Raw genomic sequence first — 19,708 nt, 5'->3', positions numbered from 1 at the left:
AAGAGCGCGCCAAGCCCCCATGGCAGAGCAAGCATCCTTCATCGACCGACTCTCCGCACGTTTCGCTGGTGCGAAGGTCATCGTGGTCGAACCCCGCGGCGAAGTGACGCTGGAAGTGCCTGCCGCTGAGTGGCACGCCACCGCCCTCGCGCTGCGTGACGAGTTTGGTTTCGAGCAGGCCGTGGACCTCTGCGGCGTCGATTACCTCGGTTATGGCTCCGACGAGTGGGACACCGCCGACGTGTCCTCGCAGGGCTTCAGCCGCGGTGTCGAGGGCAAGGCCCAGGGCCGCTTCGCCTGGGGCGAATTCCCCAGCGAAGAGAGCGCCGACGGCGCCCGTCCGCAGCACATGCCGGCCCAGCGTTTTGCCGTGGTCGCACAGCTGCGTTCGTACCAGCACAACCTGATGATGCACCTGCGCTGCTTCGCGCCTGACGAAGCGCTGCCGGTGGTGTCCTCGCTGACCAGCATCTGGCCGGGGCTGAACTGGTTCGAGCGCGAAGCGTTCGATCTGTATGGCGTGATCTTCGAAGGTCACCCGGACCTGCGCCGGATCCTGACCGACTACGGTTTCGTCGGCCATCCGTTCCGCAAGGACTTCCCGCTGATCGGCAACGTCGAAGTCCGCTACGACGAAGAAAAGAAGCGTGTCATCTACGAACCGGTCACCTCGGTGGAGCCGCGCGTCGGCGTGCCGCGCGTGATCCGCGACGACGCCCGCCTGCAGACCGCTGCCGGCGAGCGCTCGCAGGAGGCAGTGAAGTGAGTCACGTACACCAGGCCGGCGAAGCATTCGCCAGCAACGCTGCCGAAAGCCGGCAGGAAATCCGCAACTACACCATGAACTTCGGCCCGCAGCATCCGGCCGCGCACGGTGTGCTGCGTCTGATCCTGGAGATGGACGGCGAGACCATCATGCGTGCCGACCCGCACGTGGGTCTGCTGCACCGGGGCACCGAGAAGCTGGCCGAATCCAAGCCCTTCAACCAGTCGATCGGCTACATGGATCGCCTGGATTACGTGTCGATGATGTGCAACGAGCACGCCTACGTGCGCTCGATCGAGACCCTGATGGGCATCGAGGCGCCGGAGCGTGCGCAGTACATCCGCACGATGTTCGACGAGATCACCCGCATCCTGAACCACCTGATGTGGCTGGGTTCCAACGCGCTCGACCTGGGTGCGATGGCGGTGATGCTGTACGCCTTCCGCGAGCGCGAAGAGCTGATGGACTGCTACGAAGCAGTCTCCGGCGCGCGCATGCACGCGGCGTACTACCGTCCGGGCGGTGTCTACCGCGACCTGCCGGACCACATGCCGAAGTACAAGGAATCGCGCTGGCACAAGGGCAAGGCCCTGAAGAACCTCAACGCCTCGCGCGAAGGTTCGCTGCTGGACTTCCTGGAGAACTTCACCAATGAGTTCCCGGGTCGTGTCGACGAATACGAGACCCTGCTGACCGACAACCGTATCTGGAAGCAGCGTACCGTCGGCATCGGCGTGGTCACCCCGGAGCTGGCCCACCAGTGGGGCATGACCGGCGTGATGCTGCGTGGCTCGGGCGTCGCCTGGGATCTGCGCAAGAAGCGCCCCTATGCGAAGTACGATGCCGTCGATTTCGACATCCCGCTGGGCAAGGAAGGCGATTGCTACGATCGCTACCTGTGCCGCGTTGCCGAAATGCGCGAGTCCAACCGCATCATCAAGCAGTGCGTGGCATGGCTGAAGGCCAACCCCGGCCCGGTCATGGTCAAGAACTTCAAGGTCGCTCCGCCCAAGCGCGAGGACATGAAGGACGACATGGAAGCGCTGATCCATCACTTCAAGCTGTTCAGTGAAGGCTATTGCGTGCCGGCCGGCGAGACCTACGCCGCGGTTGAAGCGCCCAAGGGCGAATTCGGCTGCTACCTGGTTTCCGACGGCGCCAACAAGCCGTTCCGCGTACACCTTCGTGCGCCGGGCTTTGCCCACCTGTCCTCGATCGATTCGATCGTGCGCGGCCACATGCTGGCCGACGTGGTGGCGATGATCGGTACCTACGATCTGGTGTTCGGCGAGGTTGACCGGTAATGCCGTCCGCCACGCCAACGCCCGCTGCAGGCAGCCGGCGCAAGCCGGCGCCGCAGTTTCTGCAATTTCACGTTATGCATTTCGCTGAGGTCGGCCGATGAAGGCGACAGGTAATTTCGAGGCGGCGCGCGACGTCGACCCGATGGTGGTGTTGAGCGACAAAACCCGCGCTCACATCGATCACTGGCTGTCCAAGTTCCCGCCGGACCGCAAGCGCTCTGCCGTGCTGCAGGGTCTGCATGCTGCCCAGGAGCAGAACCAGGGCTGGCTGACCGACGAGCTGATCGCCGGCGTGGCCAAGTACCTGGACCTGCCGCCGGTGTGGGCCTACGAGGTTGCCAGCTTCTACTCGATGTTCGAGACCGAGAAGGTGGGCCGCAACAACGTGGCCATCTGCACGAACATCAGCTGCTGGCTCAATGGCGCCGAAGACATCGTGCGCCATTGCGAGAAGAAGCTGGGCATCAAGAACGGTCAGTCGACCGCTGACGGCCGCGTCTACCTCAAGCGCGAGGAAGAGTGCCTGGCCGGCTGCGCGGGTGCACCGATGATGGTCATCAATGGTCACTACCATGAGCGTCTGACCCTGGAAAAGGTCGACGAGCTTCTGGACGGGCTGGAGTAAGGGCATGGCACATCACCACGAATCCAAGGGTCCGGTCGGCCCCGCGCCGCTGCCGCACCAGGTGGTCTACACCACCCTGCATTACGACACCCCGTGGTCGTACGAAAGCTATCTGAAGACCGGTGGCTACGCTGCCCTGCGCAAGATCCTCGAAGAGAAGATCCCGCCGGAGCAGGTCATCGAGATGGTCAAGGCCTCGGGCCTGCGCGGCCGTGGCGGCGCCGGTTTCCCGACCGGCCTGAAGTGGTCCTTCATGCCCAAGGGCAACGTGCAGAAGTACATCCTCTGTAACTCGGATGAATCCGAGCCGGGCACCTGCAAGGATCGCGACATCCTGCGCTACAACCCGCATTCGGTGGTCGAAGGCATGGCGATCGCCTGCTACGCCACCGGCTCGACCGTGGGCTACAACTACCTGCGCGGTGAATTCCACCACGAGCCGTTCGAGCACTTCGAGCAGGCCCTGGCCGATGCCTATGCAAACGGCTGGCTGGGCAAGAACGTGCTGGGCTCGGGCGTGGATATCGATATCTACGGCGCCCTGGGTGCCGGCGCCTACATCTGCGGCGAAGAAACCGCGCTGATGGAATCGCTGGAAGGCAAGAAGGGCCAGCCGCGCTACAAGCCGCCGTTCCCGGCCAATTTCGGCCTGTATGGCAAGCCGTCGACGATCAACAACACTGAAACCTATGGTTCGGTGCCGGCGATCATCCGCAATGGTCCGGAGTGGTTCAAGGGCCTGAGCCTGACCGCCAATGGCGGCCCGAAGTGCTTCTCGGTGTCCGGCTGCGTGCAGAAGGGCGGCAATTTCGAAGTGCCGCTGGGCACCACCTTCGACGATCTGCTGGAAATGGCCGGCGGCCTCAAGCCGGGTCGCAAGCTCAAGGGCGCGATCCCGGGCGGCGTGTCCATGCCGGTGCTGACCGCGGCCGAGCTGAAGGGTCTGCCGATGGACTACGACACCATCCGTGCACTGGGCTCCGGCCTGGGCTCCGGTGCGGTCGTGGTGCTGGATGACAGCGTCTGCTGCGTCAAGTTCGCCTGCCGCATCAGCCAGTTCTTCCACAAGGAATCCTGTGGCCAGTGCACCCCGTGCCGTGAAGGTACCGGCTGGATGCACCGCGTGCTGGAGCGCATCGTCGCCGGCAAGGCCACGATGGAAGACCTGCACCAGTTGAAGACCGTGGCCGGCCAGATCGAAGGCCATACCATCTGTGCGTTCGGCGAAGCGGCGGCATGGCCCATCCAGGGCTTCCTGCGCCAGTTCTGGGACGAATTCGAGTACTACATCGTCAACGGTCATTCGATGGTTGACGGCAAGAAGGTGGAGGCAGCCGCTGCATGAGCGCGCAACCCATAAATCCCAGCGTGCCACCGGACCACGTCACTATCGAGATCGATGGCAGGTCGCTGGTCGTGCCCAAGGGTTCGATGATCATCCAGGCCGCCGACAAGGCGGGCATTTCGATTCCGCGCTTCTGCTACCACGAGAAGCTGCCGATCGCTGCCAACTGCCGCATGTGCCTGGTGGATGTGGAAAAGTCGCCGAAGCCGGCACCGGCCTGCGCCACGCCGGTGATGGAAGGCATGAAGGTCGCCACCCGCAGTGAAAAGGCGCTGAAGTTCCAGCGCTCGGTGATGGAGTTCCTGCTGATCAACCACCCGCTGGATTGCCCGATCTGCGATCAGGGCGGCGAGTGCGAACTGCAGGACGTGTCGCTGGGCTACGGCCGTTCGGTCAGCCGCTTCAACGAGCGCAAGCGCGTGGTGGCCGACGAGGACATGGGCCCGCTGGTCGCCACCGAGATGACCCGCTGCATCCAGTGCACCCGCTGCGTCCGCTTCACCGCCGACGTTGCCGGTACCTATGAACTGGGTGGCATGTACCGCGGTGAAAACCTGCAGATCGGTACCTACGACGGCAAGCCGCTGACCACCGAGCTTTCGGGCAACGTCGTCGACGTGTGCCCGGTCGGCGCGCTGACCAACAAGGTGTTCCAGTTCCGCGCCCGTCCGTGGGAACTGACCGCGCGCGAATCGCTGGGCTACCACGACGCGATGGGTTCGAACCTGTTCCTGCACGTGCGTCGCGGCGAAGTGCTGCGCACCGTGCCGCGCGACAATGAAGCGGTGAACGAGTGCTGGCTGTCCGACCGTGACCGTTACTCGCACCAGGGCCTGTACAGCGAAGACCGTGCGGTCAAGCCGCTGCGCAAAGTCAATGGTGAGTGGAAGGAAGTGAGCTGGGCCGAAGGCCTGGCCGCGGCCGCCGAGATCCTCAAGGCCAACCAGGGCGACAACCTGGGCGTGCTGGTGCACCCGTCCACCTCGAACGAGGAAGGCGCGCTGCTGGCCCGCCTGGCCACCGGCCTGGGTTCGAGCAACATCGACCACCGCATCAACAACCGCGACTTCTCCGACGCCGCCACTGCCGAAGTGTTCGGCCTGCCGCTGGCCGAAATCGAAGGCGCCGACCGCATCGTCGTGCTGGGCAGCAACATCCGCCACGAACTGCCGCTGCTCCACGCCCGCCTGCGCAAGGCGCAGACCACCAAGGGCGCGAAGATCCACGTCGTCAATCCGGTGGACTTCGACTTCGCATTCAGCGTTGCCGGCAAGCAGATCGTGGCTCCGTCGAAGTTCGCCGATGCGCTGGCCAACGCCGAGCTGCGTTCGGCGGTGCAGGGCGGTACCAATACGGTGCTGATCGTCGGTGGCATCGCCGAGAATCATCCGCAGGCTGCCGCGATCCGCGCCGCTGCGCGTGATTTCGCCGCTGCCACCGGTGCCAAGCTGTGCCGCATCCCGCAGGGCGCCAATGCGATCGGCCTGACCCGCGCCGGCGTGCTGCCGGCCGGCAAGGACGTCGCTGCGATGCTGGCCGATCCGCGCAAGGCCTACGTGGTCTACGGCCTGGAACCGGGCCTGGACTTCGCCGATGCTCCGGCCGCGCGCAAGGCGCTGGTCGGCGCACAGGTGGTGGCCTTCAGCCAGTTCGCCTGCGCCTCGACCCGCGACGTTGCCGACGTGATCCTGCCGATCGGCGCGCTGCCGGAAATCGATGCCACCCTGACCAACCTCGACGGTCGCGAGCAGTCGGCGCGTGCCGGCGGTAAGCTGCCGGGCGAAGCCCGTGAAGGCTGGCGCGTGCTGCGTGCGCTCGGCGGTGAGCTGGCCGTGGCCGGTTTCGAGTTCACCGACCTGGCCGGCCTGCGCGCCAGCCTGGCACCGGTGGCGGTGCAGGTTTCCGCTTCCGCACAGCCGGTGCTGGCGGGCGAGGGCCTGGAAGTGGCCTCGACCGCTGCGATCTACCGCACCGATGCGGTGGTCCGTCGCGCCCCGGCGCTGCAGTCGCATCCGCTCAACAATGCCCCGCGCATCGTGCTCAACGCTGACGATGCCACCCGCCTGCAACTGCAGGAAGGGCAGATGGCCAAGGTCGGCACCGATGCCGGCAAGGCCACCCTGCCGGTGGTGGTCGACGCCCGCGTCGCTGCGGGTTCGGTCTGGATTGAATCGGGCCACGGCGCAACCGCGCCGCTGGGTGCCGCTCGTGTTTCGGTGGTGGCTGCATGAACGAATTGCTGATTAACGCGGTCGATCCGCTGCACCAGTGGCTGCTTGGCCTGGGTGACATCGGCGCGCTGATCTGGATCATCCTGAAGATCCTGGTGATCACCGTTCCGGTGATCGTCGCGGTGGCCTTCTACGTGGTCTGGGAACGCAAGCTGATCGGCTGGATGCACGTCCGCCACGGCCCGATGTACGTGGGCATGGGCATCTTCCAGGCCTTCGCCGACGTCTTCAAGCTGCTGTTCAAGGAAGTGGTCCAGCCGAGCAGCGCCAACAAGGCGATCTACCTGCTGGCACCGCTGATCACCCTGGCCCCGGCCTTCGCGGCCTGGGCGGTGGTGCCCTTCGATTCGCAGCTGGTGCTGTCCAACGCCAATGCCGGCCTGCTGTACCTGCTGGCGATGACCTCGCTGGGCATCTACGGCATCATCCTCGCCGGTTGGGCGTCCAACTCGAAGTATGCGTTCCTGGGTGCCATGCGCGCCTCGGCGCAGATGATCAGCTACGAAATCGCGATGGGTTTCGCCCTCGTCGGCGTGATGATCGCTTCGGGCAGCCTCAATCTCAGCAACATCGTGATGGCCCAGGCTGGCAACTCCGGTTTCTTCGACTGGTTCCTGCTGCCGCTGTTCCCGCTGTTCATCGTGTACTGGGTGTCCGGCGTTGCCGAGACCAACCGCGCGCCGTTCGACGTGGTGGAAGGCGAGTCGGAAATCGTCGCCGGCCACATGGTCGAGTATTCCGGCGGTGCGTTCGCCCTGTTCTTCCTGGCCGAATACGCGAACATGATCCTGATCAGCTTCCTGATCTCGATCTTCTTCCTCGGCGGCTGGCTGAGCCCGATCCAGGGCTGGGTCAACCCGGGCGAGATCTCGCCGTTCATCGACTGGATCTGGAAGGGCGGCTGGCCGTGGCTGTTCGTCAAGGTCTTCTTCTTCGCCAGTGCCTACATCTGGTTCCGTGCAAGCTTCCCGCGCTTCCGCTATGACCAGATCATGCGCCTGGGCTGGAAGGTCTTCATCCCGCTGACCATTCTCTGGATCGCGGTTACCGCCGTCATGGTGTTCTTCGGCGTGATTCAAAAGGGCGTGTAAGTGATGAACAGGATTACCCATTACTTCAAGAGCCTGCTGCTGCTCGAACTGCTGGCCGGTCTCTGGCTGACGCTGAAGTACAGCTTCAAGCCGAAGTACACGATGATGTACCCGATGGAAAAGTTCCCGCAGTCGCCGCGCTTCCGCGGCCTGCACGCCCTGCGCCGTTATCCCAACGGTGAAGAGCGCTGCATCGCCTGCAAGCTGTGCGAAGCGGTGTGCCCGGCATTGGCCATCACCATCGATTCGGCCAAGCGCGAGGACGGCACCCGCCGTACCACCCGCTACGACATCGATCTGTTCAAGTGCATCTTCTGCGGCTTCTGTGAGGAAAGCTGCCCGGTGGACTCGATCGTCGAGACCCACATCCTCGAGTACCACTTCGAGAATCGTGGCGAAAACATCGTTACCAAGCCGCAGCTGCTGGCCCTGGGCGACCGTCTCGAATCCGAGATCGCCGAGCGTCGTGCCGCCGATGCCGCTTACCGCTGAGGTCGAGAGATGGATTGGGTAAATATCGCTTTCTGGGTCTTCGCCATCGCGGCAACGGTTTCGGCCGGTGCGGTGATCAGCGTGCGCAACCCCGTGCACGCTGTCCTGTGCCTGGTGCTGACCTTCTTCTCCATCGCCTGCGTGTGGCTGCTGGTCGGCGCCGAGTTCCTCGGCGTGGCACTGGTGCTGGTCTACGTGGGTGCGGTGATGGTGTTGTTCCTGTTCGTGGTGATGATGCTCGACATCGATCCGGACAAGCTGCGTGAAGGCTGGGTGCGCTACCTGCCGGTCGGCCTGATCGTGGCCGTGGCGATGCTGGTGCAGATGCTGATCCTGATCGGCGTGAAGGGCAGGACGGTCAACCCGTTCCCGGCCGACAACGCCGCCGCGCTCGCCGCCGACAGTTCCAACGTCACCTGGCTGGCACGCAGCCTGTTCACCGAGTACCTGCTGCCGTTCGAGTTCGCCGCCGTCATCCTGACCGTGGCCGTGGTCGCCGCGGTGATGCTGACCCTGCGCCGTCGTGAAGGCCTGAAGACGCAGAACCCGTCGCAGCAGACCATGGTCAAGGCACACGACCGCCTGCGCATGGTCAAGATGGACGCCGAACAGCCGCAGATCCACAGCAACACCACGCCGGCCGCGGGCGACGAGGAGACCAAGGCATGATCTCGATCACTCTGGGCCACATCCTGGCGCTGGGCGCGGTGCTGTTCTGCATCAGCCTCGCCGGCATCTTCCTCAACCGCAAGAACATCATCGTCCTGCTGATGTCCATCGAGTTGATGCTGCTGTCGGTCAACATCAATTTCGTCGGGTTCTCGCGGGAACTGGGGGACACGGCCGGCCAGCTGTTCGTGTTCTTCATCCTGACCGTGGCTGCTGCCGAGGCCGCCATCGGCCTGGCGATCCTGGTGACCCTGTTCCGTACACGCCGCACTATCAATGTCGGCGAAGTCGATTCGTTGAAGGGCTGATCCACAGATGGAAATCACTCTCTCCAAGAGTCTGTTGATCGCAGTGGTGCTTGCACCGCTGTTCGGCAGCATCATCGCCGGCCTGTTCGGTCGCCAGGTCAAGCGCTTCGGCGCCCAGACCATCACCATCCTCGGTGTCGCCGTTGCCTGCGGCCTGTCGATGCACACGCTCTACCAGCTGCTGTGGGGCGGGGCGCAGCCGTTCAACGAGAACCTGTACACGTTCTTCGAAGTCGGCCAGTACTCGGCCCACGTCGGCTTCATGGTCGACAAGCTGACCGCGATGATGATGGTGGTGGTGACCTTCGTGTCGCTGCTGGTCCACATCTACACGATCGGCTACATGCAGGACGATCCGGGTTACCAGCGGTTCTTCAGCTACATCTCGCTGTTCACCTTCTCGATGCTCACCCTGGTGATGAGCAACAACTTCCTGCAGCTGTTCTTCGGCTGGGAAGCGGTGGGCCTGGTGTCGTACCTGCTGATCGGCTTCTGGTTCAAGCGCCCGACCGCGATCTTCGCCAACATGAAGGCGTTCCTGGTCAACCGCGTCGGCGACTTCGGCTTCCTGCTGGGCATCGCCGGCGTGCTGTGGGTGTTCGGTACCCTGGACTACTCGCAGGTGTTCTCGCAGGCCGGCATGCTCGCCGACCCGCGCGCACAGCTGCAGATCTGGGACGGCACCATGTTCGGCATGCAGCTGCTGAACGAGCCGGTGATCTGGTCGATCGCCACCGTCATCTGCATCGGCCTGTTCATCGGTGCCATGGGCAAGTCGGCCCAGGTTCCGCTGCACGTCTGGCTGCCTGATTCGATGGAAGGCCCGACCCCGATCTCCGCGCTGATCCACGCCGCGACGATGGTGACCGCCGGTATCTTCATGGTCACCCGCATGTCGCCGCTGTTCGAGCTGTCGCAGACCGCGTTGAACTTCATCCTGTTCATCGGTGCCACCACCGCGTTCTTCACCGGCCTGATCGGCATCGTGCAGAACGACATCAAGCGCGTCGTCGCATACTCCACGCTGTCCCAGCTGGGTTACATGACCGTTGCGCTGGGCGTGTCGGCGTACTCCGCTGCGGTGTTCCACCTGATGACCCATGCCTTCTTCAAGGCGCTGCTGTTCCTGGGTGCCGGCTCGGTCATCATCGCGATGCACCACGAGCAGGACATGCGCAAGATGGGCGGCCTGCGCAAGTACATGCCGATTACCTTCATCACCATGTGGATCGGTACCCTGGCGCTGGTCGGTACGCCGTTCTTCTCCGGCTTCTACTCGAAGGACACCATCATCGAGGCCGCCGAGATCCACGCCCACATGCAGAACAGCTGGGTGGCCACCTATGGCTACTGGGCGGTGCTGGGTGGCGTGCTGGTGACCAGTTTCTACAGCTTCCGCCTACTGTTCCTGACCTTCCACGGCAAGGAACGCTTCCGCGACGCGCATGACGATCACGGTCATGGCCATGACGATCACCACGCCGCAGACGCACACCATGCCGATGCGCATGACGATCACGGCCATGGCCACGGTCCGCATGAGCCACATGAAACGCCGTGGGTGGTGACGCTGCCGCTGATCCTGCTGGCCATCCCGTCGATCGCCATCGGTTTCTTCAGCATCGGCCCGATGCTGCACGGTACCGACTGGGCCGGTCACCACGCCCACGCGGCTATCAAGGGCCAGGTCAACACGTTCTTCACCGGCATCGTCGATTTCTACGATCCGGCCAAGAACACCGTGGCCTTCCTGGGCGAGGAGTTCCATGGTCCGGTGGCGTTCGCGCTGCACGGCATGATGCTGCCGCCGTTCTGGCTGACCCTGGCAGGTTTCCTGCTGGCCGCGTTGTTCTACCTGTGGAAGCCGGACCTGTCGGGCAAGGCACGCAAGACCTTCGCCCCGGTGGTGTCCGTGCTGGAAAACAAGTACGGCTTCGACAAGCTGTGGATCGATGGCTTTGCCGGTGGCAGCGTCAAGCTGGGCAAGGTCTCGCGCTGGATCGACAGCAACATCGTCGACGGCGTGGTCAATCTCTCGGCACGTGTTGTGGACGTCGCAGCCAGCGTGCTGCGCCGTACCCAATCCGGTTTCCTCTATCACTACGCCTTCGCGATGATCATCGGCCTGATTGCCCTCCTGGGCGTGCTGATGCATTACCTGCGTTGATGACCTGTACGGAATAAGAAGACGTGTCGAACTGGCCTCTACTCAGTGTCCTCATCTGGCTGCCGATCCTCGGCGGTGCCCTGATCCTTGCGATCCGTGATGCGCAGACCGCCCGCTGGGCGTCGCTGGGCGTGGCGGTGCTGACCTTCGTGGCGAGTCTGTCGCTGCTGGGCGGCTACAACCCGGGCATCGACGCGCTGCAGTTCGTCGAGACCCACGCCTGGATCCCGACCTACAACATCGGCTACAACCTGGGCGTGGACGGCATCGCCGTAGCGCTGATCCTGCTCACCACGCTGGTCAGCGTGCTCGCCCTGATCGGCGCCTGGAGCGCGATCGACAAGCGCGTGAACCAGTACGTGGCCGCTTTCCTGATCCTGGAAGGTGTCACCGTCGGCATCTTCGCCGCCACGGACGCGATGCTGTTCTACGTGTTCTTCGAGGCGATGCTGATCCCGATGTTCCTGATCATCGGTGTCTGGGGTGGCCCGCGTCGCATCTACGCCGCACTGAAGTTCTTCCTGTACACCTTCCTCGGCTCGGTGCTGATGCTGGTGGCGCTGATCTACCTGTACATGAAGGGCGGCAGCTTCCAGCTGGCCGACCTCTACGCACTGCAGCTGTCGGGCAAGGAACAGACCTGGATCTTCTTCGCCTTCCTGATCGCGTTCGCGGTCAAGGTGCCGATGTTCCCGGTGCACACCTGGCTGCCGGACGCGCACGTGGAAGCTCCGACCGCCGGTTCGGTGATCCTGGCCGCCATCGCACTGAAGATCGGTGGCTACGGCTTCCTGCGCTTCAACCTGCCGATCGTTCCCGATGCCTCGCAGGAATGGGCATGGCTGGTCATCGCGCTGTCGCTGATCGCAGTGATCTACGTCGGCCTGGTCGCCCTGGTGCAGGACGACATGAAGAAGCTGATCGCCTATTCGTCGATCGCGCACATGGGCTTTGTCACCCTGGGTACCTTCATCGCCCTGTGGCTGGTACGTGAAGCCGGCAACGTCGATGCGGCCCGCCTGGGCCTGCAGGGCGCCATGGTGCAGATGATCTCGCACGGCTTCGTGTCCGGCGCGATGTTCTCCTGCGTCGGCGTGCTGTACGACCGCATGCACAGCCGCCGCATCGCCGATTACGGCGGCGTGGTCAACGTGATGCCGTGGTTCGCCACGTTCGCCATGCTGTTCTTCATGGCCAACGCCGGCCTGCCGGGCACCAGCGGTTTCGTCGGTGAATTCATGGTCATCCTGTCGGCGTTCCAGCGGAACCCGTGGATCGCCCTGGGCGCAGCCACCACCCTGATCATCGGTGCGGCCTACACCCTGTGGCTGTACAAGCGCATCTTCTTCGGTGAGGTGGCCAACAGCCACGTCGCCGAACTGAAGGACATCAACGGCCGCGAATGGCTGGTGCTGGGCGTGTTCGCCATCGGCGTACTGGCCCTGGGCATCTACCCCAAGCCGCTGACCGACCTGATGGAGCCCTCGATCGCCAAGCTGGCCATGCAGATCGCCTCCAGCAAGCTGCTCTGACCGGGCCCAACAGCGAATTGATTCCAGGATTTGATAATGACCACCTCGCCGCTGCTGCCACTGACCGCTGCTGACCTGCCACCGCTCGCTCCCGAGCTGGTGCTGATCGGCAGTGCCTTCGCCCTGATGATCCTCGACCTGTTCGTCAGCGAACGGAACAAGATCGTCACCCACCTGTTCTCGGTCGCCGCGCTGGCCGTGGTGCTGTTCATGCTGGCCACCGGCGTGGGCGGGCAGGGGGAGGTCTTCCATGGCATGTTCGTGCGCGATACCGCCGCGGACGTGATGAAGACCGGGATCGTACTGCTCAGCGGCCTGACCCTGATCTACGGTTGGGGCTACCTGCGCGAGCGCAAGCTGTTCCAGGGCGAGATTCCGGTGCTGATCCTGTTCGGCACCGCCGGCATGATGATCCTGGTGTCCGCCGGCAGCCTGCTGATGGTGTACCTGGGCCTGGAACTGCTGGCCCTGTGCTCCTACGCACTGGTTGCCAGCAACCGTGACAACGGCCTGGCCTCGGAAGCGGCGATGAAGTACATCGTCCTCGGTTCGCTGGCCTCGGGCCTGCTGCTGTACGGCATGTCGCTGATCTATGGCGCTACCGGCAGCCTGCACCTGGACGCCATCCAGGCCGCCATCCCGCACTCGGAAGAGCGCGTGCTGCTGGTCACCGGCGCGGTGTTCATGATTGCCGGCGTTGCCTTCAAGCTGGGTGCCGCACCGTTCCACATGTGGCTGCCCGACGTGTACCAGGGTGCCCCGGCGCCGGTCGCGCTGTTCATCAGCTCGGCGCCGAAGCTGGCCGCTTTCGGCATGGCCTACCGCCTGCTGGAAATGGGCGTGGGCCCGCTGTCCACCGAACTGCAGCTGCTGATCGCCGGTCTGGCTGCGGTCTCGCTGGTGATCGGCAACCTGATGGCCATTGCGCAGAGCAACCTCAAGCGCATGCTTGCGTTCTCCACGGTCTCGCATATCGGCTTCCTGCTGATGGGCATCGCCGGCGGCGGTGCGCAGGGCTATGCGGCCGCACTGTTCTACGCCCTGGCTTACGCGATCATGTCGACCGCGGCTTTCGGCGCGATCATCGCGCTGTCGCGCGCCGGCTTCGAGGCCGAGAACATCGAGGACTTCAAGGGCCTGAACGCCCGCAACCCATGGATGGCCGGCCTGGTGCTGTGCATCATGGCGTCGCTGGCAGGCATTCCGCCGTTCCTGGGGTTCTGGACCAAGCTGGCCGTGCTCGGCGCTGCCATCAATGGCGGCCTGCTGTGGCTGGCGATCCTGGGCGTGCTGTGCGCCGTGGTCGGCTGCTTCTACTACCTGCGTGTCATCAAGGTCATGTACTTCGATGAGCCGGTGGGCGAGGCCATGCCGCGCAGCAAGGACCGCGTGCTGGGTGTCGTGCTGGGCGTGAACGCACTGGCGCTGCTTGCGCTGGGCTTGGCCTGGAACCCGATCATGGTCTGGTGCCAGCAGGCATTTGCGCATCTTGCATAAAAGTTGACACAAAGCTGCGCGATTCGTGTAATATGCGCAGCCTGAGTTGTCACTGCAGCGGTTCAGCCAGAACATCGTTGCAGAGAGCCCCCTCGCCAGAGCGGGGCAGCAGTTCAAACACTTCCGGTGCGGGGTGGAGCAGTCTGGCAGCTCGTCGGGCTCATAACCCGAAGGTCGCAGGTTCAAATCCTGCCCCCGCTACCAACACATCGAATCGGCGCCAACCAGTTCGATGAATGAGGAAAAGCTTGCAGGTTCTGAAGTTATCCCTCATAATTCCGCTTCTGATGCGGGGTGGAGCAGTCTGGCAGCTCGTCGGGCTCATAACCCGAAGGTCGCAGGTTCAAATCCTGCCCCCGCTACCAAGTAAGGAATGCGCCTTCGAAGTTCTGCTTCGAGGGCGTTTTTCTTTGCGGCTTTCGCCGATCCGCCGGGCATGGCCCGGCAGCCCGGCAGCCCGGCAGCCCGGCAGCCCGGCAGCCCGGCAGCCCGGTAGCGCCGGGCCATGCCCGGCGAGTGCAGCGGAGGGTTCCAGGACGGCCGCAGCCTTGCACCAGAGCGGTGCAGGGGCTATCATCAGCGGCCTAGAAGTACCCCTGACGGCGGCACTCCCCATCGGAGATCCACCCGGAAGGAGGGCCGCAGCACGCTTGTTCAGCGCGTTGCAACCGGAATCCAGTCACCGGAGTCTTTCCGGAAAAGGGGCCCAGCGGGCCCTTCGTCGTTTTCGGGGCGTCATGTTTCCATGCTGGCCACGGCCGGCACCCAACCAAGAGATCAAGGCAGGCTGTGAGCGACAAGGCAACCGACATCGCGAATCTGCTCGCCCCGACCGTTGTGTCGCTGGGCCTGGAGCTGCTGGGCGTTGAGTATCTGCCGGCCCCCGGCGGTGCGACCCTTCGCCTTTACATCGACGTGCCGCTGGCGGAACAGCCGGAGCGCATCATCAATGTGGACGACTGTGAGCGGGTAAGCCGCGAAGTGTCCGCACAGATGGACGTCGAAGACCCGATCAGCGGCAATTACACGCTGGAAGTGTCTTCGCCGGGCGTGGATCGCCCGCTGTTCAACCTGGAGCAGTTCGGTCGTCACCTCGGCGAATCGGCCAAGGTCACCCTGAAGCTGCCGCAGGAAAATCGCCGTCGCCTGCAGGGTCGCATCGAAGCGGTCGACCAGGCGCAGGGCAGCATCACCTTCATCGTCGACAACACCGCTCTGGTGGTGTCGGCCGACAACATCGACAAGGCGCGGATCATGCCTGACTGGGTGGCGCTGGGGCTGGCCCCGAGCAAGCCGACCGGTCCGGCACCGAAGCGTCCGAAGCCGAACAAGAATTCTTCTTCCAACGAGCCGGCGGCAAAGAAGCCGCGCGCGGAGTGAGCCAATGAGCAAGGAACTGTTGCTGGTAGTGGACGCGGTCGCCAACGAGAAGGGCGTGCCGCGTGAAGTGATCTTCGATGCCATCGAGGCCGCCCTGGCCTCGGCAGCGAAGAAGCGCTATCCCGACGAGGAAGTGCTGACCCGCGTGGTCATCGACCACAAGGATGGCAACTACGAAACCTTCCGCCGCTGGGAAGTGGTGGCCGACGACGTAGTGATGGAATCGCCGGATCGCCAGATCCGCCTGATGGACGCCATCGAAGAAGCCGAAGGCGTGGACGTCGGCGATTACATCGAAGAGCAGATCGAGAACCCCGACTTCGGTCGCATCGCCGCCCAGGCCGCCAAGCAGGTGATCGTGCAGCGCGTGCGCGAAGCCGAGCGCCAGCAGGTGGTCGATGCGTGGGCCGATCGCGTCGGTGAGCTGATCACCGGTGTGGTCAAGCGCGCCGAGCGCGGCAACATCTATGTCGACCTGGGCGGTAACGCCGAAGGCTTCATTCCGAAGGACAAGGGCATTCCGCGTGACGTGCTGCGTGCCGGCGACCGCGTCCGCGGCTACCTGGCCGAAGTGCGTTCGGAGCCGCGTGGCCCGCAGCTGTTCATCAGCCGCGCCGCACCGGAATTCATGATCGAGCTGTTCAAGCTGGAAGTGCCGGAAGTCGGCCAGGGCTTGGTGGAAATCAAGGCCTGCGCCCGCGATCCGGGCGACCGCGCCAAGATCGCCGTGCTCGCCCACGACCAGCGCACCGATCCGATCGGCGCCTGCATCGGCATGCGTGGTTCGCGCGTGCAGGCCGTGTCCAACGAGCTCAATGGCGAGCGCGTGGACATCGTCCTGTGGAACGAGAACCCGGCCAACTTCGTCATCAACGCGATGGCGCCGGCCGAAGTGCAGTCGATCATCGTCGATGAAGACAAGCATTCGATGGACCTGGCCGTTGCCGAAGACCGCTTGGCCCAGGCGATCGGCAAGGGTGGCCAGAACGTGCGTCTGGCCAGCCGCCTGACCGGCTGGCAGCTCAACGTCATGACCCAGGACCAGGTGACCGCCAAGTCCGAAGCCGAACAGGCGGCGGCCCGCCAGCTGTTCATGGACAAGCTGGAAGTGGACGAGGAAATCGCTGGCATCCTGGTCAGCGAAGGCTTCGGCACGGTCGAGGAAATCGCATATGTACCGGTCGGCGAACTGCTGGCCGTGGAAGGTTTCGACGAAGACATCGTCGAAGAGCTGCGCGCACGTGCCCGCGATGCGCTGCTCAATGAGGCCCTGGCAGTCGAGGAAGGCCTGGAGGACGGCCAGCCGGCGCAGGACCTGCTGTCCCTGAAGGGCATGGACGAAGCCACCGCATATGCGTTGGCCGGCCACGGCGTGCGTACCAGCGAGGACTTGTCCGACCTGGCCGCCGACGAGGTCATGGACTTCGGCATCGAAGGGCTGGACCAGGAGCGCGCCGCGGCGCTGATCCTGGCTGCGCGTGCCGAGGAAATCGCCCGACTGGAACGCGGCGAATGAGCCGGCAATGAACAGGGCCCTGAGCCGATCAGGGCGTAGAATCCGCGCCACCTCCAGATGCGGGGGGGCGCCCACAAGATCATAGGATCCGAATGTCGCAGCAAACCACCATCCGCAAGCTTGCTGAACTGGTCAATACACCGGTCGAAAAACTGCTGGAACAGCTGGCCGGTGCCGGCATGAAGTTCAGCGGTCCCGACCAGGTCGTGACCAGCTCCGAGAAAGTGAAGCTCCTGGGCTTCCTTCGTCGCTCGCACGGCAAGCCCGAGCAGGCCCCGGAAGAGACTGATCAGTCTGCCAAGAAGATCACCCTCAACCGTCGCAAGCAGCAGGAAGTGACGGTCAATTCCGGTCGCAGCAAGACAACCGTGAACGTGGAAGTGCGCCAGAAGCGTACCTACGTCAAGGCCGATGGTGGTCGCGCGATGACCCCGGACGAAGAGCGTGCCGACATCCTGCGCAAGCTGGAAGAGTCGCGCGCACGCAACCTGGCCGAGCAGCAGGCACTGGCCGAGAAGGATCGCCTGCGTGACGAGGCCATCGTCCGTGCACGCGAGGAAGAAATCGCCGCCAAGGAGCGTGCCGAGGCCGAGAAGAAGGCGGCCGAGGAAGCTGCGGTTGCCGCCAAGGCTGCCGAGGCGCTGGCTGCCAGCCAGCCCAAGGTGCGTGCACCGATCGACGAAACCGCGCCGCGCCCGCCGCGCGCTCCGGCTGCAGCCCCGGCTGCTCCGCGCAGTGCGCCGCCGCGCAGCGACGACCGCAACAACCGCAGCGCGCCGCGCAACGAGCGTGGCCCGGGTGATCGCTTCGCCGGCCAGATGCACCTGTCGGCCGCCGATCGCGCGCGTCGTGGCAACAGCAACAACAGCAACAACCGTGGTCGCCCGGGCAGCCGCCCGACGTCCGGCCGTCGCGACATGTCGCGCGGCGGTGGCAACGCCGGCCCGCATGCCTTCGAGCGGCCGACCGCACCGGTGGTGCGTGAAGTGGCGATCGGCGACACCATCACCGTGGCCGACCTGGCGCAGAAGCTCGCGCTGAAGGGTGGCGAGGTGGTGAAGGCGCTGTTCAAGATGGGCGTGATGGCCACCATCACCCAGTCCATCGACCACGACACCGCGGCCCTGGTCACCGAAGAGCTGGGTCACAAGGCGATCCGTGCCAGCGACAACGACGCCGAAGACGCGCTGCTGGCGTCGGCCGGCGAGAACCAGGGCGAGGCCGTGCAGCGTCCGCCGGTGGTCACCATCATGGGTCATGTCGATCACGGCAAGACCTCGCTGCTGGATTACATCCGTCGCACCAAGGTCGCCACCGGCGAAGCCGGCGGCATCACCCAGCACATCGGTGCGTACCACGTTGAAACGCCGAAGGGCGTCATCAGCTTCCTGGACACCCCGGGCCACGCCGCGTTCACCTCGATGCGTGCCCGCGGTGCCAAGCTGACCGATATCGTGGTGCTGGTCGTGGCTGCCGATGACGGCGTCATGCCGCAGACCAAGGAAGCGATCCAGCACGCCCGTTCGGCGGGTGTGCCGCTGATCGTGGCGATCAACAAGATCGACAAGTCCGGTGCCGACCCGATGCGGGTCAAGAACGAACTGCTCTCCGAGCAGGTCGTGGCCGAAGACTTCGGTGGCGACACCCAGATGGTGGAGATCTCGGCCAAGACCGGCCTGGGCATCGACGATCTGCTGGAAGCTGTTTCGGTCCAGGCTGAACTGCTGGAACTGAAGGCGGTCGACGACGGCCGTGCCAACGGCGTGGTCATCGAATCGTCGCTGGACAAGGGCCGTGGCCCGATCGCGACGGTGCTGGTGCAGCAGGGCCGCCTGAAGAAGGGCGATTACCTGGTGTGCGGCATCCAGTACGGCCGCGTGCGTGCGCTGTTCGACGAAACCGGCAAGCAGCCGGAGTTCGCCGGCCCGTCCATCCCGGTCCAGGTCCTGGGCCTGTCCGGTGTGCCGGAAGCCGGCGACGACTTCGTCGTCGTCGACGACGAACGCCTGGCCAAGGACGTTGCCCAGCAGCGTGAGACCAAGCGCCGCGAATCGCGCCTGGTCGCCACCGCTGGCAGCCGCATGGAAGACATCATGGCAACCCTGGGCAAGGGCGAGGGCCAGCAGGTCCTCAACCTGGTCATCAAGGCCGACGTGCAGGGTTCGGTGCAGGCGTTGAGCCAGGCCCTGGTGGCGCTGTCCAACGACGACATCCGCATCAACGTGATCCACTCCGGCGTGGGCGGCATCACCGAGTCGGACGCCAATTCGGCTGCCGCTTCGAAGGCCACCGTCATCGGCTTCAACGTGCGTGCGGATGCTTCGGCCCGTCGCATCATCGAATCCAACGGCGTGGACCTGCGTTACTTCTCGATCATCTATGACGTGATCGATCAGGTGAAGCAGGTGGCCTCCGGTCTGCTGGGCGTGGAGATCCGCGAAGAGATCATCGGTATCGCCGAGGTCCGCGACGTCTTCCGCAGCTCCAAGCTGGGTGCCGTCGCCGGCAGCATGGTCATCGAGGGTGTGGTCAAGCGCAACAAACCGATCCGCGTCCTGCGCGACAGCGTGGTGATCTTCGAAGGCGAGCTGGAATCGCTGCGCCGCTTCAAGGAAAACGTCGAGGAAGTCCGCAACGGTACCGAATGCGGTATCGCGGTGAAGGCCTACAACGACGTCAAGCCGGGTGACCAGATCGAGTGCTTCGAGCGTATCGAAGTGCCGCGCACCCTGTAATGCTGCAACGGACCGGCCCTCACGGGCCGGTCCTGTTTCAACCCGTAGAC

15 protein-coding genes and 2 tRNA genes are annotated in these 19,708 nt (G+C 64.3%); all 17 read left to right on the top strand.

Going from position 1 to position 19,708, the window contains the following annotated elements:
• The first annotated feature begins 19 nt into the window (after window positions 1-19).
• The 17 genes from LMF57_RS13945 (at window position 20) to infB (ending at window position 19,658) form a co-directional block, all read left to right on the top strand.
• Complete coding sequence (locus LMF57_RS13945; RefSeq protein ID WP_049465987.1) at window positions 20-766, top strand: NADH-quinone oxidoreductase subunit C; 747 nt, start codon at window positions 20-22, stop codon at window positions 764-766.
• Window positions 763-2,070 carry an NADH-quinone oxidoreductase subunit D gene (locus LMF57_RS13940; protein ID WP_025876202.1) on the top strand — a complete coding sequence of 436 codons (1,308 nt, stop codon included), beginning with the start codon at window positions 763-765 and terminating at the stop codon, window positions 2,068-2,070. The genes LMF57_RS13945 and LMF57_RS13940 overlap by 4 nt, the downstream gene beginning before the upstream one ends.
• A 97-nt stretch (window positions 2,071-2,167) precedes the next feature.
• Window positions 2,168-2,695: an NADH-quinone oxidoreductase subunit NuoE gene (gene nuoE, locus LMF57_RS13935; protein WP_025876204.1), complete on the top strand. Its 528-nt coding sequence runs from the start codon at window positions 2,168-2,170 to the stop codon at window positions 2,693-2,695.
• A 4-nt stretch (window positions 2,696-2,699) separates the two neighbouring features.
• On the top strand, window positions 2,700-4,040 hold the full coding sequence (nuoF, locus tag LMF57_RS13930) for an NADH-quinone oxidoreductase subunit NuoF (RefSeq protein WP_025876206.1): 1,341 nt from the start codon (window positions 2,700-2,702) through the stop codon (window positions 4,038-4,040).
• Window positions 4,037-6,271 carry an NADH-quinone oxidoreductase subunit NuoG gene (gene nuoG, locus LMF57_RS13925; RefSeq protein ID WP_117310916.1) on the top strand — a complete coding sequence of 745 codons (2,235 nt, stop codon included), beginning with the start codon at window positions 4,037-4,039 and terminating at the stop codon, window positions 6,269-6,271. The genes nuoF and nuoG overlap by 4 nt, the downstream gene beginning before the upstream one ends.
• Window positions 6,268-7,362: an NADH-quinone oxidoreductase subunit NuoH gene (gene nuoH, locus LMF57_RS13920; protein ID WP_093820604.1), complete on the top strand. Its 1,095-nt coding sequence runs from the start codon at window positions 6,268-6,270 to the stop codon at window positions 7,360-7,362. Before nuoG ends, nuoH begins: the two co-directional genes overlap by 4 nt.
• A gap of 3 nt (window positions 7,363-7,365) precedes the next feature.
• Window positions 7,366-7,854 (top strand): NADH-quinone oxidoreductase subunit NuoI, encoded by a 489-nt coding sequence (nuoI, locus tag LMF57_RS13915; protein WP_005417924.1) that lies wholly within the window; start codon window positions 7,366-7,368, stop codon window positions 7,852-7,854.
• 9 nt (window positions 7,855-7,863) lie between these two features.
• A complete protein-coding gene (locus LMF57_RS13910) occupies window positions 7,864-8,523 on the top strand; it encodes an NADH-quinone oxidoreductase subunit J (protein ID WP_049465996.1) in 660 nt (219 codons plus the stop codon).
• Window positions 8,520-8,831: an NADH-quinone oxidoreductase subunit NuoK gene (nuoK, locus tag LMF57_RS13905; protein ID WP_032951897.1), complete on the top strand. Its 312-nt coding sequence runs from the start codon at window positions 8,520-8,522 to the stop codon at window positions 8,829-8,831. Before LMF57_RS13910 ends, nuoK begins: the two co-directional genes overlap by 4 nt.
• A gap of 7 nt (window positions 8,832-8,838) precedes the next feature.
• Window positions 8,839-10,998: an NADH-quinone oxidoreductase subunit L gene (gene nuoL / locus LMF57_RS13900; RefSeq protein WP_117310915.1), complete on the top strand. Its 2,160-nt coding sequence runs from the start codon at window positions 8,839-8,841 to the stop codon at window positions 10,996-10,998.
• 23 nt (window positions 10,999-11,021) lie between these two features.
• Window positions 11,022-12,530 (top strand): NADH-quinone oxidoreductase subunit M, encoded by a 1,509-nt coding sequence (locus LMF57_RS13895; protein ID WP_025876221.1) that lies wholly within the window; start codon window positions 11,022-11,024, stop codon window positions 12,528-12,530.
• 36 nt (window positions 12,531-12,566) lie between these two features.
• Window positions 12,567-14,027: an NADH-quinone oxidoreductase subunit NuoN gene (nuoN, locus tag LMF57_RS13890; protein WP_049466000.1), complete on the top strand. Its 1,461-nt coding sequence runs from the start codon at window positions 12,567-12,569 to the stop codon at window positions 14,025-14,027.
• A gap of 127 nt (window positions 14,028-14,154) precedes the next feature.
• A tRNA-Met gene (locus LMF57_RS13885) sits at window positions 14,155-14,231 on the top strand.
• An 84-nt stretch (window positions 14,232-14,315) separates the two neighbouring features.
• Window positions 14,316-14,392: transfer RNA gene (locus tag LMF57_RS13880), tRNA-Met, on the top strand.
• Window positions 14,393-14,816: 424 nt separating this feature from the next.
• A complete protein-coding gene (gene rimP, locus LMF57_RS13875; protein ID WP_117310914.1) occupies window positions 14,817-15,407 on the top strand; it encodes a ribosome maturation factor RimP in 591 nt (196 codons plus the stop codon).
• A gap of 4 nt (window positions 15,408-15,411) precedes the next feature.
• Complete coding sequence (gene nusA / locus LMF57_RS13870; protein WP_117310913.1) at window positions 15,412-16,923, top strand: transcription termination factor NusA; 1,512 nt, start codon at window positions 15,412-15,414, stop codon at window positions 16,921-16,923.
• A gap of 92 nt (window positions 16,924-17,015) precedes the next feature.
• A complete protein-coding gene (infB, locus tag LMF57_RS13865) occupies window positions 17,016-19,658 on the top strand; it encodes a translation initiation factor IF-2 (RefSeq protein ID WP_117310912.1) in 2,643 nt (880 codons plus the stop codon).
• The last annotated feature ends 50 nt before the right edge of the window (window positions 19,659-19,708 follow it).

Source organism: Stenotrophomonas sp. SI-NJAU-1 (assembly GCF_020883215.1).
GTDB classification, from domain to species: domain Bacteria; phylum Pseudomonadota; class Gammaproteobacteria; order Xanthomonadales; family Xanthomonadaceae; genus Stenotrophomonas; species Stenotrophomonas indicatrix.
This window is presented reverse-complemented; position numbering and strand designations above follow the sequence as displayed.

Coding starts and splice junctions, on each gene's coding strand:
- LMF57_RS13945 (WP_049465987.1), top strand. CDS start 20: ATGGCAGAGCAAGCATCCTTCATCGACCGACTCTCCGCACGTTTCGCT.
- nuoE (WP_025876204.1), top strand. CDS start 2,168: ATGAAGGCGACAGGTAATTTCGAGGCGGCGCGCGACGTCGACCCGATG.
- nuoF (WP_025876206.1), top strand. CDS start 2,700: ATGGCACATCACCACGAATCCAAGGGTCCGGTCGGCCCCGCGCCGCTG.
- nuoG (WP_117310916.1), top strand. CDS start 4,037: ATGAGCGCGCAACCCATAAATCCCAGCGTGCCACCGGACCACGTCACT.
- nuoH (WP_093820604.1), top strand. CDS start 6,268: ATGAACGAATTGCTGATTAACGCGGTCGATCCGCTGCACCAGTGGCTG.
- nuoI (WP_005417924.1), top strand. CDS start 7,366: ATGAACAGGATTACCCATTACTTCAAGAGCCTGCTGCTGCTCGAACTG.
- LMF57_RS13910 (WP_049465996.1), top strand. CDS start 7,864: ATGGATTGGGTAAATATCGCTTTCTGGGTCTTCGCCATCGCGGCAACG.
- nuoK (WP_032951897.1), top strand. CDS start 8,520: ATGATCTCGATCACTCTGGGCCACATCCTGGCGCTGGGCGCGGTGCTG.
- nuoL (WP_117310915.1), top strand. CDS start 8,839: ATGGAAATCACTCTCTCCAAGAGTCTGTTGATCGCAGTGGTGCTTGCA.
- nuoN (WP_049466000.1), top strand. CDS start 12,567: ATGACCACCTCGCCGCTGCTGCCACTGACCGCTGCTGACCTGCCACCG.
- nusA (WP_117310913.1), top strand. CDS start 15,412: ATGAGCAAGGAACTGTTGCTGGTAGTGGACGCGGTCGCCAACGAGAAG.
- infB (WP_117310912.1), top strand. CDS start 17,016: ATGTCGCAGCAAACCACCATCCGCAAGCTTGCTGAACTGGTCAATACA.